22 protein-coding genes are annotated in these 23,932 nt (G+C 46.2%); 18 read left to right on the forward strand and 4 right to left on the reverse strand.

Annotated features, from left to right (window positions below):
* The first annotated feature begins 37 nt into the window (after positions 1-37).
* The 4 genes from BTA31_RS12515 to BTA31_RS12530 all read left to right on the forward strand — a co-directional run bounded on the left by BTA31_RS12515 (position 38) and on the right by BTA31_RS12530 (position 5,608).
* Positions 38-1,294: a galactooligosaccharide ABC transporter permease GanP gene (locus BTA31_RS12515; RefSeq protein ID WP_076792048.1), complete on the forward strand. Its 1,257-nt coding sequence runs from the start codon at positions 38-40 to the stop codon at positions 1,292-1,294.
* A gap of 3 nt (positions 1,295-1,297) precedes the next feature.
* The gene (locus BTA31_RS12520) at positions 1,298-2,137 is read left to right on the forward strand and encodes a galactooligosaccharide ABC transporter permease GanQ (protein ID WP_076792051.1); all 840 of its coding nucleotides are present in this window, start codon (positions 1,298-1,300) and stop codon (positions 2,135-2,137) included.
* Between the two features lie 36 nt (positions 2,138-2,173).
* Positions 2,174-4,228: a beta-galactosidase gene (locus BTA31_RS12525; RefSeq protein WP_076792052.1), complete on the forward strand. Its 2,055-nt coding sequence runs from the start codon at positions 2,174-2,176 to the stop codon at positions 4,226-4,228.
* A gap of 105 nt (positions 4,229-4,333) precedes the next feature.
* Entirely contained in the window at positions 4,334-5,608 is a 1,275-nt protein-coding gene (locus BTA31_RS12530; protein WP_076792055.1) for an arabinogalactan endo-beta-1,4-galactanase, read from the forward strand.
* Positions 5,609-5,766: 158 nt separating this feature from the next.
* Here BTA31_RS12530 and ald read toward each other — a convergent pair whose 3' ends face one another.
* Complete coding sequence (ald, locus tag BTA31_RS12535) at positions 5,767-6,897, reverse strand: alanine dehydrogenase (protein WP_076792058.1); 1,131 nt, start codon at positions 6,895-6,897, stop codon at positions 5,767-5,769.
* Between the two features lie 313 nt (positions 6,898-7,210).
* Here ald and BTA31_RS12540 point away from each other — a divergent pair, with 313 nt between their 5' ends.
* Both BTA31_RS12540 and BTA31_RS12545 read left to right on the forward strand, forming a co-directional pair.
* Positions 7,211-8,635, forward strand: a complete 1,425-nt coding sequence (locus BTA31_RS12540) for an alanine/glycine:cation symporter family protein (RefSeq protein ID WP_043926163.1) — start codon at positions 7,211-7,213, stop codon at positions 8,633-8,635.
* A 154-nt stretch (positions 8,636-8,789) separates the two neighbouring features.
* A complete protein-coding gene (locus BTA31_RS12545; RefSeq protein ID WP_076792060.1) occupies positions 8,790-10,475 on the forward strand; it encodes a methyl-accepting chemotaxis protein in 1,686 nt (561 codons plus the stop codon).
* Positions 10,476-10,503: 28 nt separating this feature from the next.
* Here BTA31_RS12545 and BTA31_RS12550 read toward each other — a convergent pair whose 3' ends face one another.
* Positions 10,504-10,875 carry a YxeA family protein gene (locus BTA31_RS12550; protein ID WP_076792063.1) on the reverse strand — a complete coding sequence of 124 codons (372 nt, stop codon included), beginning with the start codon at positions 10,873-10,875 and terminating at the stop codon, positions 10,504-10,506.
* A gap of 181 nt (positions 10,876-11,056) precedes the next feature.
* Between BTA31_RS12550 and BTA31_RS12555 the strand changes: the two genes are divergently transcribed.
* The 8 genes from BTA31_RS12555 to BTA31_RS12590 all read left to right on the forward strand — a co-directional run bounded on the left by BTA31_RS12555 (position 11,057) and on the right by BTA31_RS12590 (position 19,315).
* Positions 11,057-11,764, forward strand: coding sequence for a response regulator transcription factor (locus BTA31_RS12555; protein ID WP_003177869.1), 708 nt, complete (start codon positions 11,057-11,059; stop codon positions 11,762-11,764).
* Entirely contained in the window at positions 11,761-12,768 is a 1,008-nt protein-coding gene (locus tag BTA31_RS12560) for a sensor histidine kinase (protein ID WP_076792065.1), read from the forward strand. Before BTA31_RS12555 ends, BTA31_RS12560 begins: the two co-directional genes overlap by 4 nt.
* Positions 12,769-12,859: 91 nt before the next feature.
* Positions 12,860-13,624, forward strand: coding sequence for an ABC transporter ATP-binding protein (locus BTA31_RS12565; RefSeq protein ID WP_043926167.1), 765 nt, complete (start codon positions 12,860-12,862; stop codon positions 13,622-13,624).
* Positions 13,599-15,485 carry an FtsX-like permease family protein gene (locus tag BTA31_RS12570; protein ID WP_076792068.1) on the forward strand — a complete coding sequence of 629 codons (1,887 nt, stop codon included), beginning with the start codon at positions 13,599-13,601 and terminating at the stop codon, positions 15,483-15,485. Before BTA31_RS12565 ends, BTA31_RS12570 begins: the two co-directional genes overlap by 26 nt.
* Before the next feature lie 147 nt (positions 15,486-15,632).
* Complete coding sequence (locus BTA31_RS12575; RefSeq protein WP_076792070.1) at positions 15,633-16,721, forward strand: acyltransferase family protein; 1,089 nt, start codon at positions 15,633-15,635, stop codon at positions 16,719-16,721.
* Between the two features lie 183 nt (positions 16,722-16,904).
* Positions 16,905-17,132, forward strand: coding sequence for a FeoA family protein (locus tag BTA31_RS12580; RefSeq protein WP_043926170.1), 228 nt, complete (start codon positions 16,905-16,907; stop codon positions 17,130-17,132).
* Complete coding sequence (feoB, locus tag BTA31_RS12585) at positions 17,129-19,141, forward strand: ferrous iron transport protein B (protein ID WP_076792073.1); 2,013 nt, start codon at positions 17,129-17,131, stop codon at positions 19,139-19,141. Before BTA31_RS12580 ends, feoB begins: the two co-directional genes overlap by 4 nt.
* A 15-nt stretch (positions 19,142-19,156) precedes the next feature.
* A complete protein-coding gene (locus tag BTA31_RS12590) occupies positions 19,157-19,315 on the forward strand; it encodes a FeoB-associated Cys-rich membrane protein (RefSeq protein WP_076792076.1) in 159 nt (52 codons plus the stop codon).
* Between the two features lie 21 nt (positions 19,316-19,336).
* Here the strand turns inward: BTA31_RS12590 and BTA31_RS12595 are convergent, their stop codons facing one another.
* Positions 19,337-19,705: a VOC family protein gene (locus tag BTA31_RS12595; RefSeq protein WP_043926172.1), complete on the reverse strand. Its 369-nt coding sequence runs from the start codon at positions 19,703-19,705 to the stop codon at positions 19,337-19,339.
* 208 nt (positions 19,706-19,913) lie between these two features.
* Between BTA31_RS12595 and BTA31_RS12600 the strand changes: the two genes are divergently transcribed.
* Positions 19,914-20,219, forward strand: coding sequence for a DUF6773 family protein (locus BTA31_RS12600; RefSeq protein ID WP_239693193.1), 306 nt, complete (start codon positions 19,914-19,916; stop codon positions 20,217-20,219).
* Between the two features lie 121 nt (positions 20,220-20,340).
* Here BTA31_RS12600 and BTA31_RS12605 read toward each other — a convergent pair whose 3' ends face one another.
* On the reverse strand, positions 20,341-21,300 hold the full coding sequence (locus tag BTA31_RS12605) for an iron-hydroxamate ABC transporter substrate-binding protein (protein ID WP_076792078.1): 960 nt from the start codon (positions 21,298-21,300) through the stop codon (positions 20,341-20,343).
* Between the two features lie 171 nt (positions 21,301-21,471).
* Here BTA31_RS12605 and BTA31_RS12610 point away from each other — a divergent pair, with 171 nt between their 5' ends.
* The 3 genes from BTA31_RS12610 (at position 21,472) to BTA31_RS12620 (ending at position 23,780) form a co-directional block, all read left to right on the forward strand.
* On the forward strand, positions 21,472-21,933 hold the full coding sequence (locus BTA31_RS12610; protein WP_076792080.1) for a DUF3052 domain-containing protein: 462 nt from the start codon (positions 21,472-21,474) through the stop codon (positions 21,931-21,933).
* Positions 21,934-22,080: 147 nt separating this feature from the next.
* Complete coding sequence (locus BTA31_RS12615) at positions 22,081-22,731, forward strand: MtnX-like HAD-IB family phosphatase (RefSeq protein ID WP_076792082.1); 651 nt, start codon at positions 22,081-22,083, stop codon at positions 22,729-22,731.
* Positions 22,731-23,780 (forward strand): iron-containing alcohol dehydrogenase family protein, encoded by a 1,050-nt coding sequence (locus BTA31_RS12620; protein WP_043926176.1) that lies wholly within the window; start codon positions 22,731-22,733, stop codon positions 23,778-23,780. The genes BTA31_RS12615 and BTA31_RS12620 overlap by 1 nt, the downstream gene beginning before the upstream one ends.
* Positions 23,781-23,932 lie beyond the last annotated feature (152 nt).

Below are 23,932 nucleotides of genomic sequence, written 5' to 3' on the forward strand. Positions count from 1 at the left end.
ATTATCAGGACGTCCATATAAAGAGGTGAAAGAGAAGGTGCAGCATCGCAAAAAAGCTTTACTATTATCGATTATTCCCGGTCTGGGCCAATTCTACAATAAACAATGGATAAAGGGTCTGTTATTCCTTCTTTTAGGCGTCTCGTTCTTCGCGGTTTTTGGCGATTTGCTGAATATGGGGCTGTGGGGCCTGTTTACGCTTGGAACAGAAGTGCCGCGCGACAACTCGATTTTTCTATTGGCAGAAGGCATCATTGCCGTGATTGTCACCTGTTTTGGGCTGGCTGTCTATTACGCCAATTTGCGGGACGCCTACCAAAACGGAAAACGGCGAGATGAACAAAAGGAGCTCAGTTCACTCAAGGAGCAATATCAAAATTTAATGGCGCAAGGATATCCGTATCTCATCAGCGGGCCATCGCTGTTCATCCTGATTTTTGCCGTTGTTTTTCCGATTTTGTTCAGCTTTGCATTAGCTTTTACAAACTATAACCTCTACCATTCTCCGCCTGCCCACCTTGTTGATTGGGTAGGGCTTAAAACGTTTTCCGACATTTTCACCGTTGATATTTGGCGGTCGACTTTTTTGGATGTTTTAGCTTGGACTATCGTCTGGACGCTTGTTGCTTCCACGCTCCAAGTCGGATTGGGAATTTTGTTGGCGGTTGTCGTCAATCAGAAGGAAGTCCGCTTCAAAAAATTTTTCCGGACGATTCTGGTCTTGCCTTGGGCCGTGCCCGGCTTTGTTACCATTCTCGTGTTTGCCGGCCTTTTTAATGACAGCTTCGGGGCTTTCAATCATCAAATCCTCGCCGCATTCGGCATCGATCCGATTCCTTGGATGACGAATGCCAATTGGACGAAGCTGGCGCTTATCCTCATGCAGGGATGGCTCGGTTTTCCTTATGTGTTCATTGTGACGACCGGTGTTCTGCAGTCGATTCCGGACGACCTTTATGAAGCGGCGACCATTGACGGCGCCTCCGCGTTTTCGAAATTCAGGCATATCACATTGCCGCTGATTTTAATCGCGATGGCGCCGATTATCATTACGCAATTCACTTTTAATTTTAATAACTTCAATATTATCTATCTATTCAATGGGGGCGGTCCGGCTGTTCCCGGCTCAACAGCGGGAGGAACCGACATCCTGGTGTCCTGGATTTACAAATTAACAATGCAGTCGAGCCAGTACTCTTTAGCTGCTGCATTGACGATCCTGCTGTCGGTCTTTGTCATCTCGATCGCACTGTGGCAGTTCAGACGGACAAATTCTTTCAAAGAGGGGGCTTAACATATGAAGAAAAGAAGATTCTTTCGGCTCCTTCTGACCTATTCTCTGTTGGTTTTTATGACAGCCGTTATCATATACCCTCTGCTTTGGACGGTGGGAGCCAGCTTTAATCCCGGCAACAGTTTGGTCAGTACTTCTATCATTCCGGCAAATCCGACATTGGATCACTATAGAGAATTATTCGCCGGAAAAGAGAGCCTTCAATACGGGAAATGGTATGTAAACTCGCTGAAAATCAGCATCTTTACGATGATCGGGTCGGTCATCAGCGTTTCTTTTACAGCTTATGCTTTTTCACGGTTTCGTTTTAAAGGAAGAAAAAACGCCTTAGTTTTATTCATGCTGCTGCAAATGATTCCTCAATTTTCAGCTTTGGTTGCGCTCTTCGTTTTAGCGCAGATGCTGGGAATGATGAACAGCCATTGGCTGCTGATTTTGCTGTACATCGGCGGACTCATACCGATGAACACGTATTTGATGAAAGGGTATATGGACTCGATTCCCATCGATTTGGATGAGAGCGCTAAGATTGACGGCGCAAGCAATACAAGGATTTTTCTGCAGATTATCATGCCGCTATCCAAACCGATGATCGCGGTCGTCGCCATGAACGGATTCACCGGACCGCTCGGGGATTTCGTTTTATCTTCGACGATATTGCGGACACCGGAGTCGTATACATTGCCGATCGGTTTATACAATTTAGTCAATGAAGTGATGGGAGCCAGCTATACGACGTTTGCCGCCGGCGCCATTTTGATCAGCATTCCGGTAGCCGTCATCTTTATCATGCTGCAAAAGAACTTTGTGTCAGGATTGACGGCAGGCGGAACGAAAGGGTAGTCCGAAGGAGAATATGGTCTAAAAAAGGAGAGTAATATGCCAAAAATTTATACGACACAAGCAAAATACATGCTTCACGGGGGAGACTACAATCCGGATCAGTGGCTTGACCGTCCGGATCTTCTTGCAGATGACATCAAGCTGATGAAGCTTGCCCATACGAATACATTTTCAGTGGGGATTTTTTCATGGAGCGCTCTTGAGCCGGAGGAAGGCGTCTATACGTTTGAATGGCTGGATGATATGTTTGAGAGCATTCACCGGAACGGCGGCCGGATTATATTAGCGACACCGAGCGGCGCCCGTCCTGCTTGGCTGTCGCAAAAGTATCCGGAAGTGCTGCGCGTGAATGCGGAACGTGTCAAACAGCTTCATGGCGGAAGGCATAACCATTGCTTCACTTCAGACGTATACCGTGAAAAAACGAGAGAGATCAACCGCTTGCTGGCAGAAAGGTACGGCAGCCATCCTGCCCTTTTGATGTGGCATGTTTCCAACGAATACGGAGGAGAATGCCATTGTGATCAATGTCAGCACGCCTTCAGAGACTGGCTGAAAAAGAAGTACAACCATGATCTTAAATCTTTAAATGACGCATGGTGGACGCCTTTTTGGAGCCACACCTTTAACGATTGGTCACAGATTGAATCGCCGTCTCCGATCGGGGAAAATGCGGTGCACGGCTTGAATTTAGACTGGCGCCGCTTCGTCACTGACCAGACGATCTCTTTCTTTCGAAATGAAATCGTTCCGTTAAAGGAAATCACGCCGAATATTCCGATTACGACCAACTTTATGGCGGACACGCATGATCTCATTCCGTTTCAAGGGCTGGACTACAGCAAGTTTGCCAAGCACCTGGACGTGATCAGCTGGGACGCGTATCCCGCCTGGCACAATGATTGGGAAAGCACAGCTGATTTGGCCATGAAAGTCGGCTTTATCAATGATTTGTACCGCAGCCTGAAACAGCAGCCGTTTCTCTTAATGGAATCGACGCCGAGCGCTGTCAATTGGCACGATTTTAATAAAGCGAAACGGCCGGGCATGCACCTCCTGTCATCTGTGCAGATGATCGCCCACGGATCTGACAGCATCCTCTATTTTCAATGGCGGAAATCTCGTGGCTCATCGGAAAAATTTCACGGTGCTGTTGTAGGCCATGACAATTGTTCCGAGAACCGCGTGTTTAAAGAAGTGGCAAAAGTAGGGCAAACCCTTGAAGAGCTGTCAGAAGTCACCGGAACGACCCGGCCTGCGGATGTCGCGATTCTCTATGATTGGGAAAACCATTGGGCGCTCCAAGATGCACAAGGATTCGGGATGAAGACCAAGCGGTATCCCCAAACCCTGCACGAGCACTACCGCGCGTTTTGGGAGCGTGATATTCCAGTCGACGTGATGACGAAGGAACAGGATTTTTCGTCGTACCGGCTGCTGATCGTTCCGATGCTTTACTTAGCAAGCGAAGAAACGGTCGCGCGTTTAAAGGCATTTGCTGCTAACGGGGGCACATTGGTGATGACCTATATTAGCGGAATCGTCGATGAATCTGATCTGACCTATTTAGGCGGATGGCCACAAGATCTGCAAGAGATGTTTGGCATTGTGCCAGCTGAAACCGATACGCTCTATCCGGGCGACAAAAATACGGTCCGTTATCAAAACCGGTCGTATGAGCTGAAAGATTACGCAACCGTGCTGAAGCTGAATACGGCAGATCCAGAGGGATTCTATGAGGACGATTTTTATGCGGACACGCCGGCTGTTACAAGCCATTCGTACAAACAGGGGAAAACATATTATATCGGTGCGCGTTTAAGCAGCCAATTTCATCGGGATTTTTATAAAAACTTGATCAGAGAGCTATCGATTCAACCGGCTTTTGACGTGAAACACCAGCCTGGCGTCTCCATTCAAGTCAGACAGGATGAAGAAAATGATTATATTTTCATTATGAATTTCACGGAAAAACGTCAGTCCGTCGTGTTGGAGTCGGCCGTTAAAGATATGCTGACCGGAGAAACGCTGGCCGGCGAAGTCACATTGGAAAAATATGAGGCCAGAATAGCGGTAAAAGCAAAAACATAAGCCCGGGGGACATCCGCTTTAAAGGTGGATGTTTCTCTTGCCGAAACAATGAAAGCGTTTTCTTGTTTAGTGTGTGTCAATCATGAAAGGGGAGAAGCGAGATTCATGAAGAACGTGCTGGCTGTTTTTGTGGTGTTAATTTTTGTTTTGGGCGCATTTGGAACCAGCGGTCCGGCGGAAGCCGCCAGAGATTCAGGGACGGCAGAAAGCGGCCTTTTTGTCGAAAAGGTTTCAGGGCTTCACAAGGATTTTATAAAAGGGGTTGATGTTTCGAGCATCATCGCTTTGGAAGAGAGCGGCGTTACCTTTTACAATGAATCCGGAAAGAAACAGGATATATTCAAAACGCTGAAGGAAGCAGGTGTCAATTATGTCCGGGTGCGCATATGGAATGACCCCTATGATGCCAACGGCAATGGCTATGGAGGGGGCAACAATGATCTGGAAAAAGCGATTCAGATTGGAAAACGGGCCACTGCCAACGGAATGAAGCTGCTGGCGGATTTCCACTATTCCGATTTCTGGGCGGACCCGGCGAAACAGAAAGCGCCGAAAGCATGGGCGAACCTAAGCTTCGAAGACAAAAAAACGGCGTTTTACCAATTTACAAAACAAAGCCTTGATGCGATGAAAGCAGCAGGCATTGACGTCGGCATGGTGCAGGTCGGAAACGAAACAAACGGGGGCCTTGCCGGTGAAACGGATTGGGCGAAGATGAGCCAATTATTCAACGCGGGGAGTCAAGCGATCCGGGAGACGGATTCGAATATTTTAGTCGCCTTGCATTTTACCAATCCGGAGACGTCCGGCAGGTACACTTGGATTGCCGAGACGCTTCACCGGCATCACGTAGACTACGATGTGTTTGCAAGCTCATATTATCCGTTTTGGCATGGCACGCTGAAGAACTTAACATCCGTCCTGACATCAGTCGCAGATACGTACGGCAAAAAGGTTATGGTTGCCGAGACATCTTATACGTATACGGCTGAAGACGGAGACGGACACGAAAATACAGCTCCTAAAAACGGTCAAACACTCAATTATCCGGTGACCGTTCAAGGGCAGGCGAACGCGGTCCGTGATGTGATTCAAGCGGTCAGCGATGTAGGCGAAGCCGGAATCGGCGTTTTCTATTGGGAACCGGCATGGATTCCGGTAGGACCGGCACACCAGCTCGAGAAAAATCAAGCGCTTTGGGAGACATACGGATCAGGCTGGGCCACAAGCTATGCCGCTGAATATGACCCGGAAGACGCAGGAAAGTGGTTTGGCGGCAACGCCGTAGACAATCAGGCTTTGTTTGATTTTAAAGGACATCCATTGCCGTCTTTGAATGTATTTAAATATGTGGATACGGGAACACCATTCAAAAATTGACTGTAGCCGATTTCTCGGATGAAGGCGAACGCCGTTTGCCGGAAAGCGGCCGTCAATGTTTAAAGCAGAATGAAAAAGGGCCGGATGATATCCGGCCTTTTTTCGTGAAAGGACAGTCAGAAAGAGTTATTAAAATGTTCTCAAGAGATAAAATCCGTTTAACCAGCGGTTACCGTTTGAAATGCATCTTCTACAGATACGTATTCATATCCAAGATCGCGTGCGACGGCCTTGTAGGTGATGCTTCCGTTTGCAACGTTGACGCCGAGAGCGAGCGCCTGATTTTCGGCGACTGCTTGTTCAACGCCTTTATTTGCGATTTGCAAAGCGTAAGGCATGGTGACGTTTGTTAAGCCGATCGTCGATGTACGCGGAACGGCTCCCGGCATATTGGCGACGGCATAATGGACAACGCCGTGCTTCGTGTAAGTTGGATCATCATGCGTGGTGATTTTATCAACCGTTTCAATAATGCCGCCCTGATCAATCGCCACGTCTACAACAACTGAGCCTGGCGACATCGACTGAATCATCTCTTCTGTGACAAGCTTCGGCGCTTTAGCACCAGGAATTAAGACGGCGCCGATGACAAGGTCTGAGTCTTTTACGGCTTCTGCAATGTTGAGCGGGTTGGACATAAGCGTTTGTATGTCTTTGCCAAACTGATCATCGAGCTGACGGAGGCGCTCAGCGCTCAAGTCGATCAAAGTGACGTCAGCACCAAGTCCGACAGCGATTTTGGCAGCGTTCGTACCGACCACTCCGCCGCCGATGATCGTAACTTTGCCGCGTTTTACACCAGGTACGCCCGATAACAGGATGCCTTTGCCGCCTTTTGATTTCTCAAGAAATTGCGCGCCGATCTGCGATGCCATGCGTCCGGCGACTTCACTCATTGGAGTCAGGAGCGGAAGCGTCCGGTTCACTTCGACCGTTTCGTAAGCGATGGCTGTGACGCCGCTGTCCACAAGCGCTTTCGCAAGCTTAGGTTCAGCTGCTAAGTGCAGATACGTAAATAAAACAAGTCCTTTTCGGAAATAGCCGTATTCAGAGCTGATCGGCTCTTTCACCTTCATGACCATATCCGCTTTTCCCCACACATCTTTCGCTTCAGCCAAAATCTCTGCTCCGGCGGCTTTGTAGTCGGCGTCCTCAAAGCCGCTTCCAAGTCCGGCCCCCTGTTCGATGAAAACTTGATGACCGCTTTTTTTTAGTGCGACTACTCCGGCCGGAGTAATGGCTACACGGTTTTCGTTGTTTTTAATTTCTTTAGGAATTCCAATGATCATGATGTCGTCCCCCTCAAATGAAATATGATTCTATCGCTAGTATAAATCTCTGAATCGGGAAGAACATCGTGTGTAAAATTAAAAATGTAAGCGCTTTTTTGTGAAATTTAACAAATTGGTGAACGTTGAATGAGGTGAAAGGCTTGATGCAAGGAGTTATCTATTAAGTTTTTTTTCTGTAAAAAATAGTTTTGTTAAAAAAACAAATGTAAGCGATTACATTTTGTGTCGTTTCACAAACATAACCATTTTCCGTTGTGATAGAATATCTCATGCAGCTATGAAAGCGTTATCTTTGTCAGGAGTGAGTCATATGGATATCTTAGAAATACTAGGCAAGATTAATAAGGTACTATGGGGGCCGCCCAGTTTAATTTTATTATTTGGGACAGGCTTATTTTTAACGATTGTTTTAAAGGGACTGCAATTTCGCCGCCTGATCTATGCGTTTAAGATCGGGTTTGGTAAAGAAGACAGCAAAGACGCGGCTGCCGAAGGGGATGTGAGCCATTTTAAAGCTTTAATGACAGCGCTCGCCGCCACGATCGGAAACGGAAATATCGCAGGTGTCGCGACGGCATTGACACTCGGCGGGCCGGGTTCGATCTTTTGGATGTGGGTTGTCGGGCTGTTGGGCATGGCAACGAAATACGCGGAAGCCTTGCTCGCTGTTAAATTCCGTGTGAAAAATGAAAAAGGGGAATATTCAAGCGGGCCGATGTATTATATCGAACGCGGACTCGGCCGCAGATTTAAAGGACTCGCCATCGCCTTTGCACTGTTTGGAGCTTTTGCCGCTTTGGGGATAGGCAACAGTGTCCAATCCAATACGATCGCTGATATTACGAAGAACAGTTTCGGCATCGAAAACTGGGTGACAGGGCTGATTCTGGTCATTCTCGTCAGCGTCATCATCTTCGGCGGCATCCAGCGGATCAGTACGGTTGCCAGCTTCTTTGTGCCGATCATGGCTTTTCTTTACATGGGCGGGGCAATTTTGATTCTGATTTTGAATTATGACAAGATTATTCCGGCTTTTGAGCTGATTTTCTATTATGCTTTTCACCCTGTGGCTGCAGCCGGCGGCTTCCTTGGAATTGCCGTATCTGAAGCCGTTCGGAACGGGGTATCCCGCGGTATTTTTTCAAACGAAGCAGGTCTTGGGACGGCCGCGCTAATCGCCGGAAATGCGCGTGCAGACCATCCGGTAAAACAGGCGCTCGTCGCAATGACCGGGACATTTATCGTTACGATCGTGGTGTGTACGATGACCGGTTTAACCCTTATCATTACCGGTTTCTGGGACCCGTCTGGCGGCTTGATATCAGGCGTGTCCCATAATGCCAGCCTGGAAGGCGGGGCATTGACGAGCGCGGCTTTTGCCTCAGTACTCGGCGCGGCAGGCGAATACATTGTATCGCTGTCGGTGATTTTCTTTGGGTTTTCTACAATTGTCGGCTGGTATGTTTACGGAGAAAAGTGCTTCGAGTATTTGGCCGGTTCCAAAGGAATTGCGGGCTACAGGCTTGTCTACATCCTCGCTTGCGGCATCGGGACGATTGCCAACCTCGTCACCGTCTGGGCGTTTGCCGATATGGCGAATGCGCTGATGATGATTCCAAACCTGATCGCCATCCTGCTGCTTTGGAAAGTCATCAAAGCAGAGACAAATGATTATTTTCACCACTTCTATGAACATACCAAATCGGCGGGTCCGCCTAGTAAACCAATTCATTAAAAGCTCTGCCTTCCCGGCAGAGCTTTTTCTTCGGCTTATATTCTGCACCTTCTCAAATTTTGACGAAATATGTCGATACTATGAAATGAAGAAGATATTTAATTTGAAAACTGTTTTTCATCATTGATGACATAAAGGAGAAAGGATCACCATAATGAAAGTAAAAACAAAACTGCTGGGAATCATATCAATTCTAGTCGTTTCAATCCTCGGAATCGGAATTTCCTCTGTTTTTATGATTTCTTCTACAGTGAAAAAGAATGAAGAACTTAAGGACAAGATGGAATTTCAAAAAGAGATTAAGCATATCCAATACCGTCTGACCGGCTTGTCGAATGACGAGAGAGCCCTTATTATGACCGGAGACAATGAATACAGTGAAGGAATGAAGGACAAGGCCGACGATGTTTTAAAGAGTCTTGACCGGGCCGGGAAACTGATCCGGGAAGAAACATACAAAGCGAACGTCGAAGAAATTAAAGAAAATTTCAAGGCTTTTTGGGATTTAAATCAACAAGTCATGCAGACTTACGCTTCAAGCCCTAAAAAAGCCGAATCGATCCATTTCGGAGAGGAAAGAACATTAAGAAAAGATGTCCTCGATCCGTCTGTCAATCAGCTGGTCGAAAGCCTGGAACAAGAGGTGGAAGATCTGAAAGCAGAGATCAGCGCCAATGGGACGATGAGCGAATGGGTCATCATCATTGTCACAGGAGTATCAGTGATATTGGGAATTGTTTTGAGCCTGCTGCTCTTGAAGTCTATTCTGGTACCGTTGAGAAGCCTGAATCAGCAGCTTGAGGACATCGCCCACGGAGAGGCGGATTTAACTAAAAAAGTGATCGTCAAAAATAAAGACGAGTTCGGCCAGCTTGCAAATTCTTTCAATGCTTTTGTTCAGTCGCTGACGGAAATTGTGAGGCAGATCAGCAGCTCGTCTGAACAAGTCGCCGCATCCTCTGAACAGTTGTCGGCAAGCGCGGAGGAATCGAAATCGACTTCCGAACTGATTTCCGAAGAGATGCAGGCGATTGCCGACAGCAATATGACGCAAAGCGAAATGACAGAAAAAAGCTCTGAATCGATTCATGAATTGCTGGACCGTTTATCATCCGTTGCCTCCAATACAGGCAGCATAGCGGATCTGTCGTCTTCGATGAGAGACAAAGCCGAAATCGGCTCCGAGTCCGTTCATAAAATGCTCGAACAAATGAATTTCATTGATAAATCGGTCGACTCAGCCGGCACCGGCCTGCAGGCGCTCGTGTCAAGCACGGCGGAAATCAGCAACATTTCTTCGCTCATCACCGATATTTCGGAGCAGACAAATTTGCTGGCACTGAACGCGGCAATTGAAGCAGCAAGAGCGGGAGAACAAGGAAAAGGGTTTGCCGTCGTAGCGGAAGAGGTCCGAAAATTGGCGGACGAAACGAATAAGTCCGCGAACCACATTCAATCATTGGTCACAACGATCCAAAATGAATCGGTAGAAACGGTAAATAATATTAAAGTCGTTCAAGAAAATGTCAGCTCCGGAATAGCCCTGTCCCAGGAGACGACCGGTAATTTCAACGAAATTTTGAACTTGGTGGAACAGGTTGCTTCTCAAATCCAAGAAGTCGCAGCTTCTACTCAGCAGCTGACATCAGGTGTCGAAATGGTCCAAAACACCATTCAAACATTGGCATCCGGATCACAGGAAACGTCGGCTAGCACAAAAGCGGTTGCTTCCTCAACCCAGGAGCAGCTGGCTTCGATGGAAGAAATCTCTTATGCAGCAGAATCGCTGTCCCAATTGGCTGAAGAACTACAAACCGTCATCAATCGATTTAAATATTAAGCAGAAAACCCCATCCGGCGATGGGGTTTTAATTGGTTTTCATGGCGGCCAAAGCGCCCTCGGGAATTTCTTCTTCGTGTACTTCAGTCAAGCTTTTTGCTTTCGTTCCGTACGCCCATACTTTGATGAAAGCGCCGGGACGCAGTTTTTCGTCCGCCTCTGCGTTAATCTGCTGTTTGTGTCCGCTCGCGTCATATCCGGTGAATGTGTAGTTGTACTTTCCGTTATTCAGCTTTTCTGCATGATCTTCAGCTTTGAGATAATAAGCCTCAGGCTTTCCCTGACCTTGTATGAAATCATCGGCCAGCGGTACAAGGCCCCCTGTCGCTTTCTGCAGAATAAAAACGCCGGCAATGGCGATCAGAACCGCGGCAATCAGGCCGCCCGCCCGTGTCTTCATATACCTTCTCCTCTTTCATTCAGTTTGTGGATGGTATTATTTTATAAAAAAGGCGCAGGGAGAAGATATTGATTGATATTACAGTACACTTACATGATTGTAAGGTAGGACGGATTGCGGCGGCTTTTGTTTATCAGACCGCTTCGTGTCATAATATATCCAAACAAAAGGAGAGACCGAGATGCAAAAAGTGATGATTGTAGAAGACGACCCGAAGATTGCCGATCTGTTAAAATCGCATATTGTCAAATACGGATATAACGTTCATGTAGTGAAAGACTTTGACCGTGTCATGGATGAGTTCAGAAGCACGGCGCCTGATCTTGTTCTGCTTGATATTAATCTGCCGAGCTTTGACGGCTATTACTGGTGCCGGCAAATCCGCCAGGAATCGATTTGCCCCGTCTTGTTTATTTCGGCGCGGACTGGCGAAATGGATCAGGTGATGGCATTGGAAAACGGCGGAGATGACTTTATCACCAAGCCGTTTCACGCCGAGATCGTCATGGCAAAAATACGCAGCCAGCTTCGCAGGGCTTACGGGGAGTATGCGGCAAAGGCGGAGGAACGGCTTTTGGAAAAAGAAGGGCTGCGGCTGTATCCGGAAAGACTTGAACTGACATTTGCCGGTCAAACGGCTGCTTTGACGAAAAAAGAAGCTGATATTATCGAAAGCTTAATGGAACGCCACCCGAGGATTTCCGGCCGGGAAGATTTGCTGGCTAAGCTGTGGGATGATCAGGCATATGTGGATGAAAACACGCTTAATGTCAACATTACACGCGTCAGAAAAAAATTTCAGGAGCTCGGTATTGAAGATGCAGTGGAAACAGTGCGGGGTGCGGGCTACCGCTTGAATGTATCCTGGGTGAAGGCGGGAGAGGAATGAAGCTTTTTTTCAAAGAACACTATCTGTTGATTGCTGTGCAGGTACTGCAGTTTATCACGATGCTGTCGGTGTATTGGCTTGATGGGTATCAGCACATCAGGCCGGCTTTTTATGCCGTTTTTCTCGGCTTTTTCTTTCTTGGCTGCTATCTTTTCTACCATTACTATACGCGCCGGAAGTTTTACAAGCGGATGACGAGCGGGCTGGAATCATTGGATGACACCTTCAGGCAATCGCATCAGCCTCAATCCCCTCTTTCAGAAGCGCTTGAACAGCTGCTGAAAAGCCAGTACAGGCAATACCGCCAAGAATTAAAGAAGCTGGAGCTTGGACAAAAAGAGCATTTGACTTTCATGGATCAATGGGTGCACCAAATGAAGACGCCGCTTTCGGTCATCGAACTGACGGCCCAAAATTTGGATGAACCGGAATCATCCAGCATCCGCGAGGAGACCGAGCGGATGAAAACGGGCCTCAATACGATTCTCTATATGGCCAGACTGCGGACGATCGAGCAGGATTTCCGTATAAAACCGGTTGCATTGGCGGATATCGTTCACGAGGTCAATCGCGAAAACAAGCGCTTTTACATTCGCAGTCAAGTTTATCCTAAGTTCAAGGAAGTCAAAAAAGGCATCACCGTCGAAACAGATGAAAAGTGGCTGTTTTTCATCATTTCCCAATTTGTCAACAATGCGGTCAAATATTCGGCGGGAAAAAGCAATACGGTTATTATTTCTATTGGTGAAAACGATTCGGAAGCGGTATTGGAAGTGACAGATTTCGGCGCCGGCATCCCGGATACAGATCAAAAGCGGGTATTCGACCCGTTTTTCACAGGAGAAAACGGACGCCGTTTCAGAGAATCGACCGGAATGGGTCTTTACTTGGCAAAAGCGGCGGCTGACCAGCTCGGCCACCGGATCGAACTTGAATCGCAAGAAGGGAAAGGCACGACAATCCGGCTGATTTTCACGGCTACGCAAAACCTTACATCGATGTAATGAAAGTGAAAGAAGAATCGATAGTTCATCAACAAGAGATTCAGGTAAACTGGTCACAGATCGAAAGTTAAAGGTGAAAGGAGATCTTGTGATGCTTCAGGTCAAACAAGCCAGTAAGATTTACGAAGGAAAAATTGCGTATCGCGCGTTAACGGATATTAACCTAACAATTGATAAAGGTGAATTCGTCGGCATTATGGGGCCGTCGGGAAGCGGAAAAACGACCCTATTAAATATGATTGCAACGATCGATGAACCGACGACGGGCGAAATATTGATCAACGGCCAAAACCCGCATGTTCTCAAAAAAGATAAATTGGCGAAATTTCGCCGCAGAGAGCTGGGATTTGTGTTTCAGGACTTTAACCTTCTGCCGACATTAACGGTTGAAGAAAATATCGTACTTCCTTTGACGCTTGACGGCGAAAAGGTCAGGGAAATGAAGCGGAAGGCAAACGATTTAGCCGAAAAGCTCGGGATTACCCAGATCATGAAAAAGCGCACATTTGAAATATCGGGCGGTCAGGCCCAGCGTGCGGCTGTAGCGAGAGCGATGATTCATTCGCCGAAGCTTCTGCTTGCCGATGAACCGACGGGCAACCTTGATTCAAAGTCATCCAAAGATGTGATGGAAATGCTTGAGTCGATCAACCGCAGCGAAAAAGCGACCATGATGCTTGTCACGCATGACCCTCAGGCGGCAAGCTATTGCAATCGGGTCGTCTTTATTAAGGACGGAAAGCTGTATTCGGAGATCAACCGCGGCGATAACCGCCAAGCGTTTTTCCAAAAGATTCTCGATACACTGTCCTTGTTGGGAGGGGATGCAAATGACCTTTCGTCAGTTCGCGTTTAACAACGTCATTCGCAACAAAAGGCTGTATGCCGCTTATTTTCTCAGCAGCATGTTTACGGTGATGGTTTTTTTCGCATTTGCGATTTTTGCTTTCCACCCGGTGATGACCAGTGATTCTTTAACCTCCGGCATCGGGCAGCATGCTTCCGTTGGCCTGTTAGTCTCCGGCGGCATTATTTTTGTCTTTTCTTTCTTCTTTGTGCTGTACTCAATGAGTTCGTTTCTTCAATCGAGAAAAAAGGAATTCGGCGTTTTAATGATCCAGGGAATGTCGATGCGCCAAATTCGCATGATGGTATTTCTTGAAAATATGCTGATTGGATTTTTTGCGACAATCGGCGGAATTGTGCTCGGACTTGTATTCGCCAAATTGATACTGCTCACAGCGGAAAATGTGCTGATTATTGATAACAAGCTCGATTTTTACTTCCCGTTGATGGCGATGATTGTGACGTTTATTTCTTTTAACGGCCTGTTCTTATTTATCTCTTTTCTTGTGTCGTTTGTGCTCAGGAGCGAGAAGCTGATTGTTCTGCTAAAAGGGAACAAAATCTCCAAAGGGGAGCCGAAAGCATCTGCCTTACTTACACTGATTGCAGCTGTGCTGCTTGCCGGAGGCTATTACACCGCTTTGGTTGTCAAAGGAATAGGCGTTCTTGCGGCGATGGTGCCGGTGACAATTGTTGTTATTATCGGCACATATCTGCTGTTTACGCAGCTGAGTGTTTATGTGATCCGCAGGCTCAAAAAACGGGAAAGCCTGTTTTGGCGGAAAACGAATATGATTTTGTTTTCTGATCTGTCTTACCGGATGAAAGACAATGCGCGGACGTTTTTTATGGTGGCCATTATCTCTACTGTCGCATTCAGCGCGATCGGGACGCTGTACGGTTTCCAAACTCTGCTGACAAACGGAATTAAAGAGATGAACCCGAATACGTTCTCATATAAAACGCCGGAAACAAATAAACACATCGAAAAAGACGTGGATTTCATCAACGACACGCTGAATGAACGAAATATCAAAACAGACAAAGCTTCAGCTGTCCTTCAATATTTCGATGTCGACGGCAATGACATGCTGATTGTGAAAGAATCTGACTATAACAAGTTTGCCGATCTCGTCGGGGCTGACCGCATCAAGCTGGAAGACGGGAAAGCGGCGGCTGCCGAGTATGAGGTCAAGATCGGCTTAGAGGGAGATGACGACCAGCAGCACCCTTCGTCAATCCCTCTTGCAAACGGAAAGCAGCTGAAGGCTGATCAAACGATCCGTTCAAAAGCGTTATCTGAACCCAGCTATTATATTGTGACAGACGATGATTTCGCACAGCTGAAAAAACCGAAAAGCGAAAACCGGTTCTATGCATGGCAGGCAAAAGAATCTGACGGCATGGCTTTAGTGAAAGCCGGGGAGGTTTTGCAAAAGAAACTGGATCACATGTATTTCGCGGCTGTAGATTATGAGGTATATAATATAAGCAAAGGGTATGGCCCGATATTATTTGTCGGACTGTTTATCGGAATCGTCTTCTTCGTTTCAGCAGGAAGCTTCCTCTATTTCCGGTTGTACACTGATTTGGACGATGATAAGCAGAAATTCAAATCGATTGCCAAAATGGGCTTAACAGACCGCGAACTGCATAAAGTGCTGAACAGGCAGATCGGCATTCTGTTCTTCGCGCCTATCGCTGTTGCCCTTGTCCATGGAGCTGTAGCGCTGACCGCTTTATCGCATGCCTTTCAGTACAACCTGTTCAAGGAATCTGCAATGGTGCTCGGCGTGTTCTTCGCCATACAGGTCATATATTACTTCATTGTCCGCTTCTACTATACAAAACAGATAAAAGCGGCGATTTAAAAAAGATTAGACTACGTGTCTAATCTTTTTTTTATACTTGCAGCCGGCAAATTTGGGATAAACATACCTATGTATTTTGCCTCTTCCTTCATTTGGATGATTATGTTAATTTGATATTATTTCAATTTTGAAGAAGGAGTGATCGATTTGCAAGTAAAAGAAATTTTTGTCATTCGCTGCATCTCCTGTTTAAGCGTTGTTTTGCTTCATGCGATATCGATGGTGCTCATGGTGCGGGCGGACATGCTCGGAGAGGCAGCTTTCCGGGTTGTTGAATCTTTCAGAACGCTACTGATGTTCAGTACGCCGGCGTTTATTTTCATTTCCGAATTTTTGCTCGCGCATGCCTATCCTGGCGGTGTTCCGGAAGGGTTTTTAAAAAAGCGGTTTAAAACAATTTTCATCCCTTTTCTATTTATCGCTGTTTTGGATGCTTTTATGACCGCAGGTCTGATGATGCAGCAATTTCATGCATCGGTCATTATTAAAAAACTGTTGGCGAATATATTCTTGGGGAATTTCATCGGTTACTTCATTCTCGTCATTTTTCAATTTTACTTGCTGCACATGTGCTTCCATTCATTTTTGCAAAAGGCTTCGCCTAAATGGGTGCTTTCGATTTCTTTTGCGGTCACAGCGGCTTATTTGAGCTATTTCACGTTCATTCAACCTCCGGTCGTTCAGGAGGAGGCGCCGTTTCCTTTTTCGTGGGTGCCGTTTCCCGGCTGGCTCTTTTACTTTTGTTTGGCCTATTATTGCGGCAAGAATTACGAGCGCTTTTTGGCATTGCTGGAACGGTACAGGCATGCGGTGTATGCGGCGGCTGCTGTGACCGGATGTTTCATTGTAGCGGTTTCCTACTTCGGACAAGACATCGGGGTGACGTCAAAGCGTCCGGATATCCTGCTTTATTCGACAAGCATCATTTTCTTATGCTTTCACCTGTTTTCAAAACTGAAGTCGGTGCCGAAGCTGATCATGATGATCAGCAACTATTCTTTTTCTATTTATCTATTGCACGCTTTTATCCTGATTTTCGGATTGGTCATCTTAACCACCCTTGACAGCATCGGTACGGTTTCGGCTGTTTTGCTTTTGTTTTTCATTTCTACAGGGGCTGCGGTTTTCATATCCTGGGCCGTCAATAAATTGAAGTACGGCTATATGTTTGTCGGAAAAATTTATGTGCCGAAAAAGAAGAGAATGGAGCAAAAAGTGCACCATCATGCCGGTTAACGACATAGCTTGATAGAGCGAAAAGCCAGAACGGCAGATTGTATCGCCGGGGTTTTTCGCTTTTTTATATTCCCGCAAAAATGTTCCGGTTTTGACACATCTCCTTTTAAATGGAAGGTGACTTATTGCCTATAATCATATTATGATAACGATTATCATTTTCAGAATGTGGAGGCCTCAACGATGGTTTTAGCTGAATTAAAGCAAAAAGAGAGAGCAAGAATCATAGATTTTTCAGAAGTGAATGAGCTTGTTCAGCGCAGGCTCATACAGCTCGGGATGAAAGAGGAAGCAGAAATTTGCGTGAAGCGCAAATTGCCGTTTGGCGGTCCGTTCATGTTCGAGTCAGGCGGACAGTGTCTCGGCATACGGCTTGAAGAAGCAAAAAAGATCAGGATTGAAAAGCTATGAACAGCCGGCAGATTGCCCTTTTCGGAAATCCGAATACGGGGAAGACGTCATTGTTTAATGCGCTGACAGGCTCCTATGAGTATGTCGGAAACTGGAGCGGGGTGACCGTTGAGAAAAAGGTGGGACAGCTCCGCCATAAACAAGGAATGATGGTCGATCTCCCCGGCGTTTATACATTGAGTCCGCTGTCCCGCGATGAAGGGGTCGTCACTGACTTCCTGCTCAATGAATCATTTTCAGACATATTGAATATTGTCGATGCATCACAGTTAAAGCGGAATTTGCACTTAACCGTGCAGCTCCTGGAATTTGGTCATCCGCTCACAATCGGTTTAAATATGATCGATGTTGCAGGACAGCGCGGCGTCTTCATTGATCATCAAAAAATGTCTGAAGCGCTAGGTGTTCCGGTGATTCCTGTGATTGCCCGCAGCGGCAAAGGGTGTGATGAACTGAGCCGGCATTTGCTTCTTGAAAAGGAAAAGAGAGCGGAGCCGCTCGTTATCAATTACGGAAGCGCAGTGGAAGAAGCGATTGGCCGGATCGAATCGATCATACCGGAGCCCCCCGGCGTTTTAAAGCGCTGGATGGCCCTTCAATATTTGGAAGGCAACTCGAAAATGAAAGAACAGTTAGAAGATGCAGCCGACAGCGAAAGATTAAAGGAAATTTACGAGGAGACCGAAAAACGCCTTCTTCAGGAACATTCCGTAAAATCGCTGCATCAGCATATTTACAATGAGAGAGAGAGGTGGATTGACCGCATCATGTCATCCTCTGTGCAATCTTCGTCAGACCGAAAACTGACGCTGACTGAACGCGTGGATCAGATTGTAACGCATCAGGTGCTGGGCATCCCGATTTTTTTGTTGTTCATGTATCTCATGTTTATGCTGACGTTTGATTGGCTTGGTGTTCCATTGTCTGATGCACTGGACGGTTTCATCGGCGGACCGCTGACGGAATGGACGGCCTCGGCGCTGGCGGCAATGGGAGCCAGTCCGTTTATTGAGGCGCTCATTCTCGATGGGATTATTGCCGGTGTCGGCGGTGTGCTCGTTTTCGTCCCGCAGATCTTTATCCTGTTTTTCTTCATTTCGGTGCTTGAAGATTCCGGATATATGGCGCGTGTGGCCATGGTGATGGACCGGCTGATGGAGGCGATCGGTTTAAACGGCAAAGCCTTTATTCCGCTGATCATCGGCTTCGGCTGCAATGTTCCCGGCGTCATGGCTGCGCGAACTGTAGAGCAGCCGAAGGAAAGACTCTTGACGATTATGCTGACGCCATTTATGTCCTGTTCGGCAAGACTGCCGGTTTATGCTCTGTTTGCAGGGGCTTTTTTCGCGGCACATCAGGCTTTCGTCGTCCTTTCCTTGTATGTGCTGGGCATTGCTGCGGCGCTGGTGCTGGCGAAGTTTTTATCCTCGTCCAAGCTCAAAGAAGAAAAGTCGTTCTTCGTGATTGAACTGCCGCCGTACCGTTTGCCTCAAGCGCGCACATTGTGGCGGGCAACATGGGAGAAGGGCAAAGGCTTCGTCCGCAAAGCCGGGACTTACATTTTTGGCGGGTCTGTCCTCATTTGGCTTTTATCGTATACGGGACCAGGCGGAACGGGTGTTGAGATGGATGACAGCTTTTTAGCGATGATCGGCGGAGTGCTGGCACCGTTATTGCTGCCGCTGGGATTCGGCACATGGCAGGCAGCGGCATCACTATTAACAGGTTTTCTCGCGAAGGAAGTTGTCGTTGCTTCGATGAGCATCATCTATTTCGTACCCGAAGCCCAGCTGCAAGGCATGATGGCTGAGCAATTTACACCGTTGGCCGCTTACGGATTTATGGCTTTCGTGCTTTTATACGTACCATGTCTCGCGACAGTAGCGGTGATTAAAAAAGAAACAAACTCGAAAAAGTGGATGTTCCTGTCCATTGTTTACGGACTGGCCATTGCATATGCGATCGCGTTCTTGATTTATCAGGGCGGACGACTGCTTGGGTTATCATAGGAAGGATGTGACAGCATGCTGTTTAATATCACGATCGGAGCGATCATCTTCGGTTATGCGGCATGGACGCTTATAAAATTTGTCAAACGAAGCCGGAAAGGAAAATGCGCCGCCTGTGAATTAAATCGAACGTGTCAATCGGCTTGTGATGATGTGAAAATGAAAAACAGCTGAGGGATCAGCTGTTTTCGCTTTTTATATGTTCACTTCACTCATCAAAGCGAGGGTATTTCCTTCGGTATCTTCAAAGAAGGCCATCCAGGTTTCCGTTTGCTCAATTTTCGCCACCACATGCGGCTCTATCGGAAAAGAAACGCCTTTTGTTGCAATTTCATCATATACTGCCGGCAAATCTTCAACTTGAAAATAAATGACGGAGCTTGCATGAGCAAATTCATCTTTTTCCGGGAGGCTGAGAAGAAGCCGCAGTCCGCCGCACTCAAAGAAAGCCATGCGATCTGTCCGAAATAAAAGGGACAGGCCCAATACATCCTGATAAAATGCCGCAGCCCGCTCCAAGTCTTGAACCGGCACCCCGATTTGTCCAACCTTTTCAATTCCCATTATGATCTCTCCCTTTTTTGTCATTATTTTCATTTTGCGCAATTGATACCAAAATATCTATTTTTCGCTGCATTTTTTGTTTCACGTGAAACAGGGGTGATGTGCTGAAGCGGCGGCGTTCGTGTTAAATCATTGTTTTCATGTATGTTTATTGTTAACATGACTCACGTTGGTTTAAATGGAAAACAGTAGAAAGGAGGCGAACGAGATGAGTGAAAATAAAAAGGCTGATCAGGAAAGAAAAATGGGAATGGAAGGGTTTGTGCTCCTTCTTTCACTGATCTTTATTTCCATCTTCATTGCTACAGCATACGAGATACCGAGCAATCTGTTGCTGATCATTTTATTTTTCATCGGCAGCGGCTATTATTCGATTAGGCTCGTGAGCAAAGGTCTATTGAGAAAAAAGAAGGGACTTGGCTTTAAAGCTGCGTTTTCTGCCTTTGTCATTTGGATGGCATTATCTTTTTTGTTTCATGACATTTCATATCCATTTAGTTTGAAAGAGTTATGATTTCAAATCATGATGTTTTTACTTTTCTACATTCCTTTCTATTTTATCTTTCAATTTGCTTTTAAGTTTTCAAGCATTCAAGAAAGAAAACAATAAAAAAAGCTGGAAATTCCAGCTTTTATTACTTATTCTCCTTTTCGCGCTTCACCAGCATCTCCGTAATCAAATCAACCTGTTTGCTGACAGAGATCGGATCGTACGGGTAGAACGTGTCAAAGTCGTTGATAAAGACACGGTTGTTTTTGACGGCGTCAAGGTTTTTCCAAATGGAAGACTGCTTCAGCTTGTTCAGCGTTTTGCTGTAGCCGTTCGGGTTATAGTCTGTCACGAACATGTAGTCGGCTGCATATTCAGGTACGACTTCCAAGGAAAGTTCTTTGATGTCGCCTTTTTTGAAGATGTCTTTTTGAATCTTTTCAGGCGCTTTTAAGCCGAGCGCGTTGTACACGGCTTGGCCTCCGCGGCCGCCGTTGTCATTGAATACCCAGAATTGGCCTTTTTCTGTGTTTTCATAAATACCGAAAGTAGCATTTTTGTCGACGACTTGAGCGATTTTTTTCCTCGCTGCTTTCGATTTCTGTTCGAAATCGGCAAGGAATTGTTCAGCTTCTTCTTTAGCGCCTGCAATGTCGCCGAACATCTTAATGGTTTCCTGAACATTTTTCGCTGTGTTATAAGGAATCACAACGGTCGGTGCGATTTTGGACAGTTTGTCGTAATTTTCATCGTTCATCACGACAATTAAATCAGGCTTCAGTTTCATGACTTTTTCCACATTAATCGGGTCGCCTAAATCCGTCACATCTTTCATGCGGTCCTTTAAAAATGGATTGGAGAAAGACCACGAGCCGGAGCCGACAACATTAGCGTCGACCGTGAACAGCTCACCGGCATAAAAGTCTGTCACGATGCGCTTTGGATGTGTTGGAATATCCACGTTTCCACGCGTTGATTGATACGTTCTTGTCGTTTCTTCAGACGCTTTTTCTTTGTTACCGTTTGAAGAATTGCCGCTTCCGCAGGCGCTGACCACTATACACAACAGCATAACTAAACCGATTATCAATAAGTTCTTTTTCACTTGACCCTCCTGTTGATATGAAGCATATGAAATTCTCTAAGTGATAATGATTCGCATTATCAATGTAAATATAGCAGATCCATCCCTCTTTCGTCTATCACTTTTTTGCTAAGTATGATTAGTGCTGTTTTGGTTAATTTGTTACTATAAACAGAAAAGGATTGATGAGAGATGGCAGAAACGAACCCGGTGATCAAAAAATTGCAGTTCAAGGATAATGGACAGCCTGTACTGATCGTGAATCCGCCTGAGGCATACAGCGGCATCATGGCTGAATTTCAAGGCCGTGTTCATCATCAGGCCGAAGCTGACCAATATGATTTTGTTCAGGTATTCGCAGCGACGAACGCAAAGTTGCAGGCTTTAGCCAAGGAGGCTGAGGGTCATCTGGCGGAAGACGGCCTGTTTTGGCTTTGCTACCCGAAAAAATCATCGAAAGTTTACAAAGGATCAGACTGCAGCCGCGAGACAGTAGCCGGGCTGCTTGCGGACCAGGGCTATGAACCGGTTCGGCAAATTGCAATAGATGAAGACTGGTCTGCGCTCAGGTTTCGCAAGGCGGAAAACATTAAAACGATGAAGCGCAAATTTGCCGTAACAGAAAAAGGTAAACAGCGTACAGATCAAGAATGATCATATATGCCTCTTTTCAGGGAGGCAGAATATTCAGCTTGTGAACGAAAGTACACAAAAAAGAAATAATATTATGTTCAATGATTCACAAACTTTTTGTATAATGAATCTAATCTTTTAAAATACCATAGAAAAGAGGTATGCAGCATGAAGAAATGGGCATTTGTATCTGACTTTGATGGGACGATTTCCAAACAGGATTTTTACTGGATGGTCATTGATAAATATTTTCCGGAAGGCCGTGAATTGTTCAAAAAGTGGAAGTCCGGGGAATTAAAAGATATCGAATTTTTGGGAACCGTTTTTGCTTCGATTAATCAAAGTGAACAAAAAATCATTGATGACATCCATTCCATACCGATTGATGAATATGTGCCAGACTTCATTCAGCATGTCCAGAAAAACGGCGGCGACTTCTACATTTTAAGCGCCGGCACGGATTATTACATTCATTATATTTTAAAGAAATACGGGATTACAGACGTTGAGGTCTATTCAAATAAAGGCTTTTTTAAAGAAGATAATGTTCATATGGAAATTGATGAGAATCATTGGCATTACTCTGAGCGTTATGGAATTGATAAATCAAAGGTCATTCAAAAGCTGAAAGAAAAGTATGAGACGATTTATTTTGCAGGCGACAGTGAACCGGATTCGCACCCGGCTAAATTTGCGGATGTTACGTTTGCAAAAGATGCGCTCCAGGATTTGCTGCATCAGCAGGAGGTGCCATTTGTAGCCGTTGAAACATTTGAAGACATTGAACAATATCTTAAAGAAAAAGGGCGGATCGTCTAATGCCGCGCCAGGTTACCAGCATAGCCATCCCCGCGGTTTTGGATATTAGTGAAGGCGTGCTTGGCCGGTTGGATGAGATATTGAGAAAACATCAGTTTGACAAGGCGATCATGTTTTTTGACGATTTTTCCTATCAGCAGTATGAGCATTCATTAAAAGACGCCTTTCAACATGTTAAAGTTGAAGCTGTTCTGCTGCCGTCCAGCCTCGACATACAGGAACTTTTGAAGCAGGCATTTTCAATTGGGAATTACGATGTCATCATCGCCATGGGTGGCGGTTATGTTGTCGATTGCGGAAAATACATCGCCTTTTCCAAGCGGACCCCGTTCATCAGCATTCCGACGTCGGCATCCAATGACGGGTTTGCGAGCAGCAATTGCTCGCTTCAGGTCGAAGGGAAAAAAACAACCGTACCGGCAAGGGTTCCCTACGGAATCATAGCTGATTTGAGTATCATTCAAAAAGCGCCGGATTATTTTATTTTGGCGGGGATCGGCGATTTAATGTCCAATATTACAGCTCTTTATGATTGGGAGTTTGAAGAGCGGCACGGGATCAGCGATGTAAATGCGTTTGCGTCGATGCTCAGCAAGAAAGCGGTCAACAGCTTTGTCCGTACGCCGATGCAGGATATTAAACAGCCGATCTTTTTAAAAGAGCTTGTCAGTTCTTTGACAATGGGCGGCATCGCCACGGAAATCAGCGGAAACAGCGCACCGATCAGCGGTTCTGAGCACCTGATTTCCCATGCCCTGGACAAAATTTCGGAAAAACCGCAGATGCACGGCATTCAAGTCGGGGTAGCCACCTACATCATGGCCCATGTACAGGATCACCGGGCTGAGCGGATTGAAAAGGTATTTACGAGAACGGGCTTTTTTCAATATGTCAAAACGCTGAATCTGAACAAGGATGAGTTTCGCGAGGCTGTCAATTTGTCGCACACCGTCAAGCCCAACCGCTATACGTACTTGCATGAAGCCGGCTATCGCGAAAAAGCGCTTCGCATCCTTGATGAAGATCCGATTCTCCAGGAAATATTTTAAGCACAGGCCAAGCGGCCCGAAAAACGCCTTATTTGCTGTAAGGCGTTTTTTCCGTGGGCACCAGATGAAAATGATGGGGAAAAGCTGTGATACAATAAAGAAGGTATGGGTCATAAGTACGACGTTAGGGCTCGATTCTGATCAGGGAGAGT

It is taken from the genome of Bacillus haynesii, from assembly GCF_001969855.1.
GTDB lineage: Bacteria > Bacillota > Bacilli > Bacillales > Bacillaceae > Bacillus > Bacillus haynesii.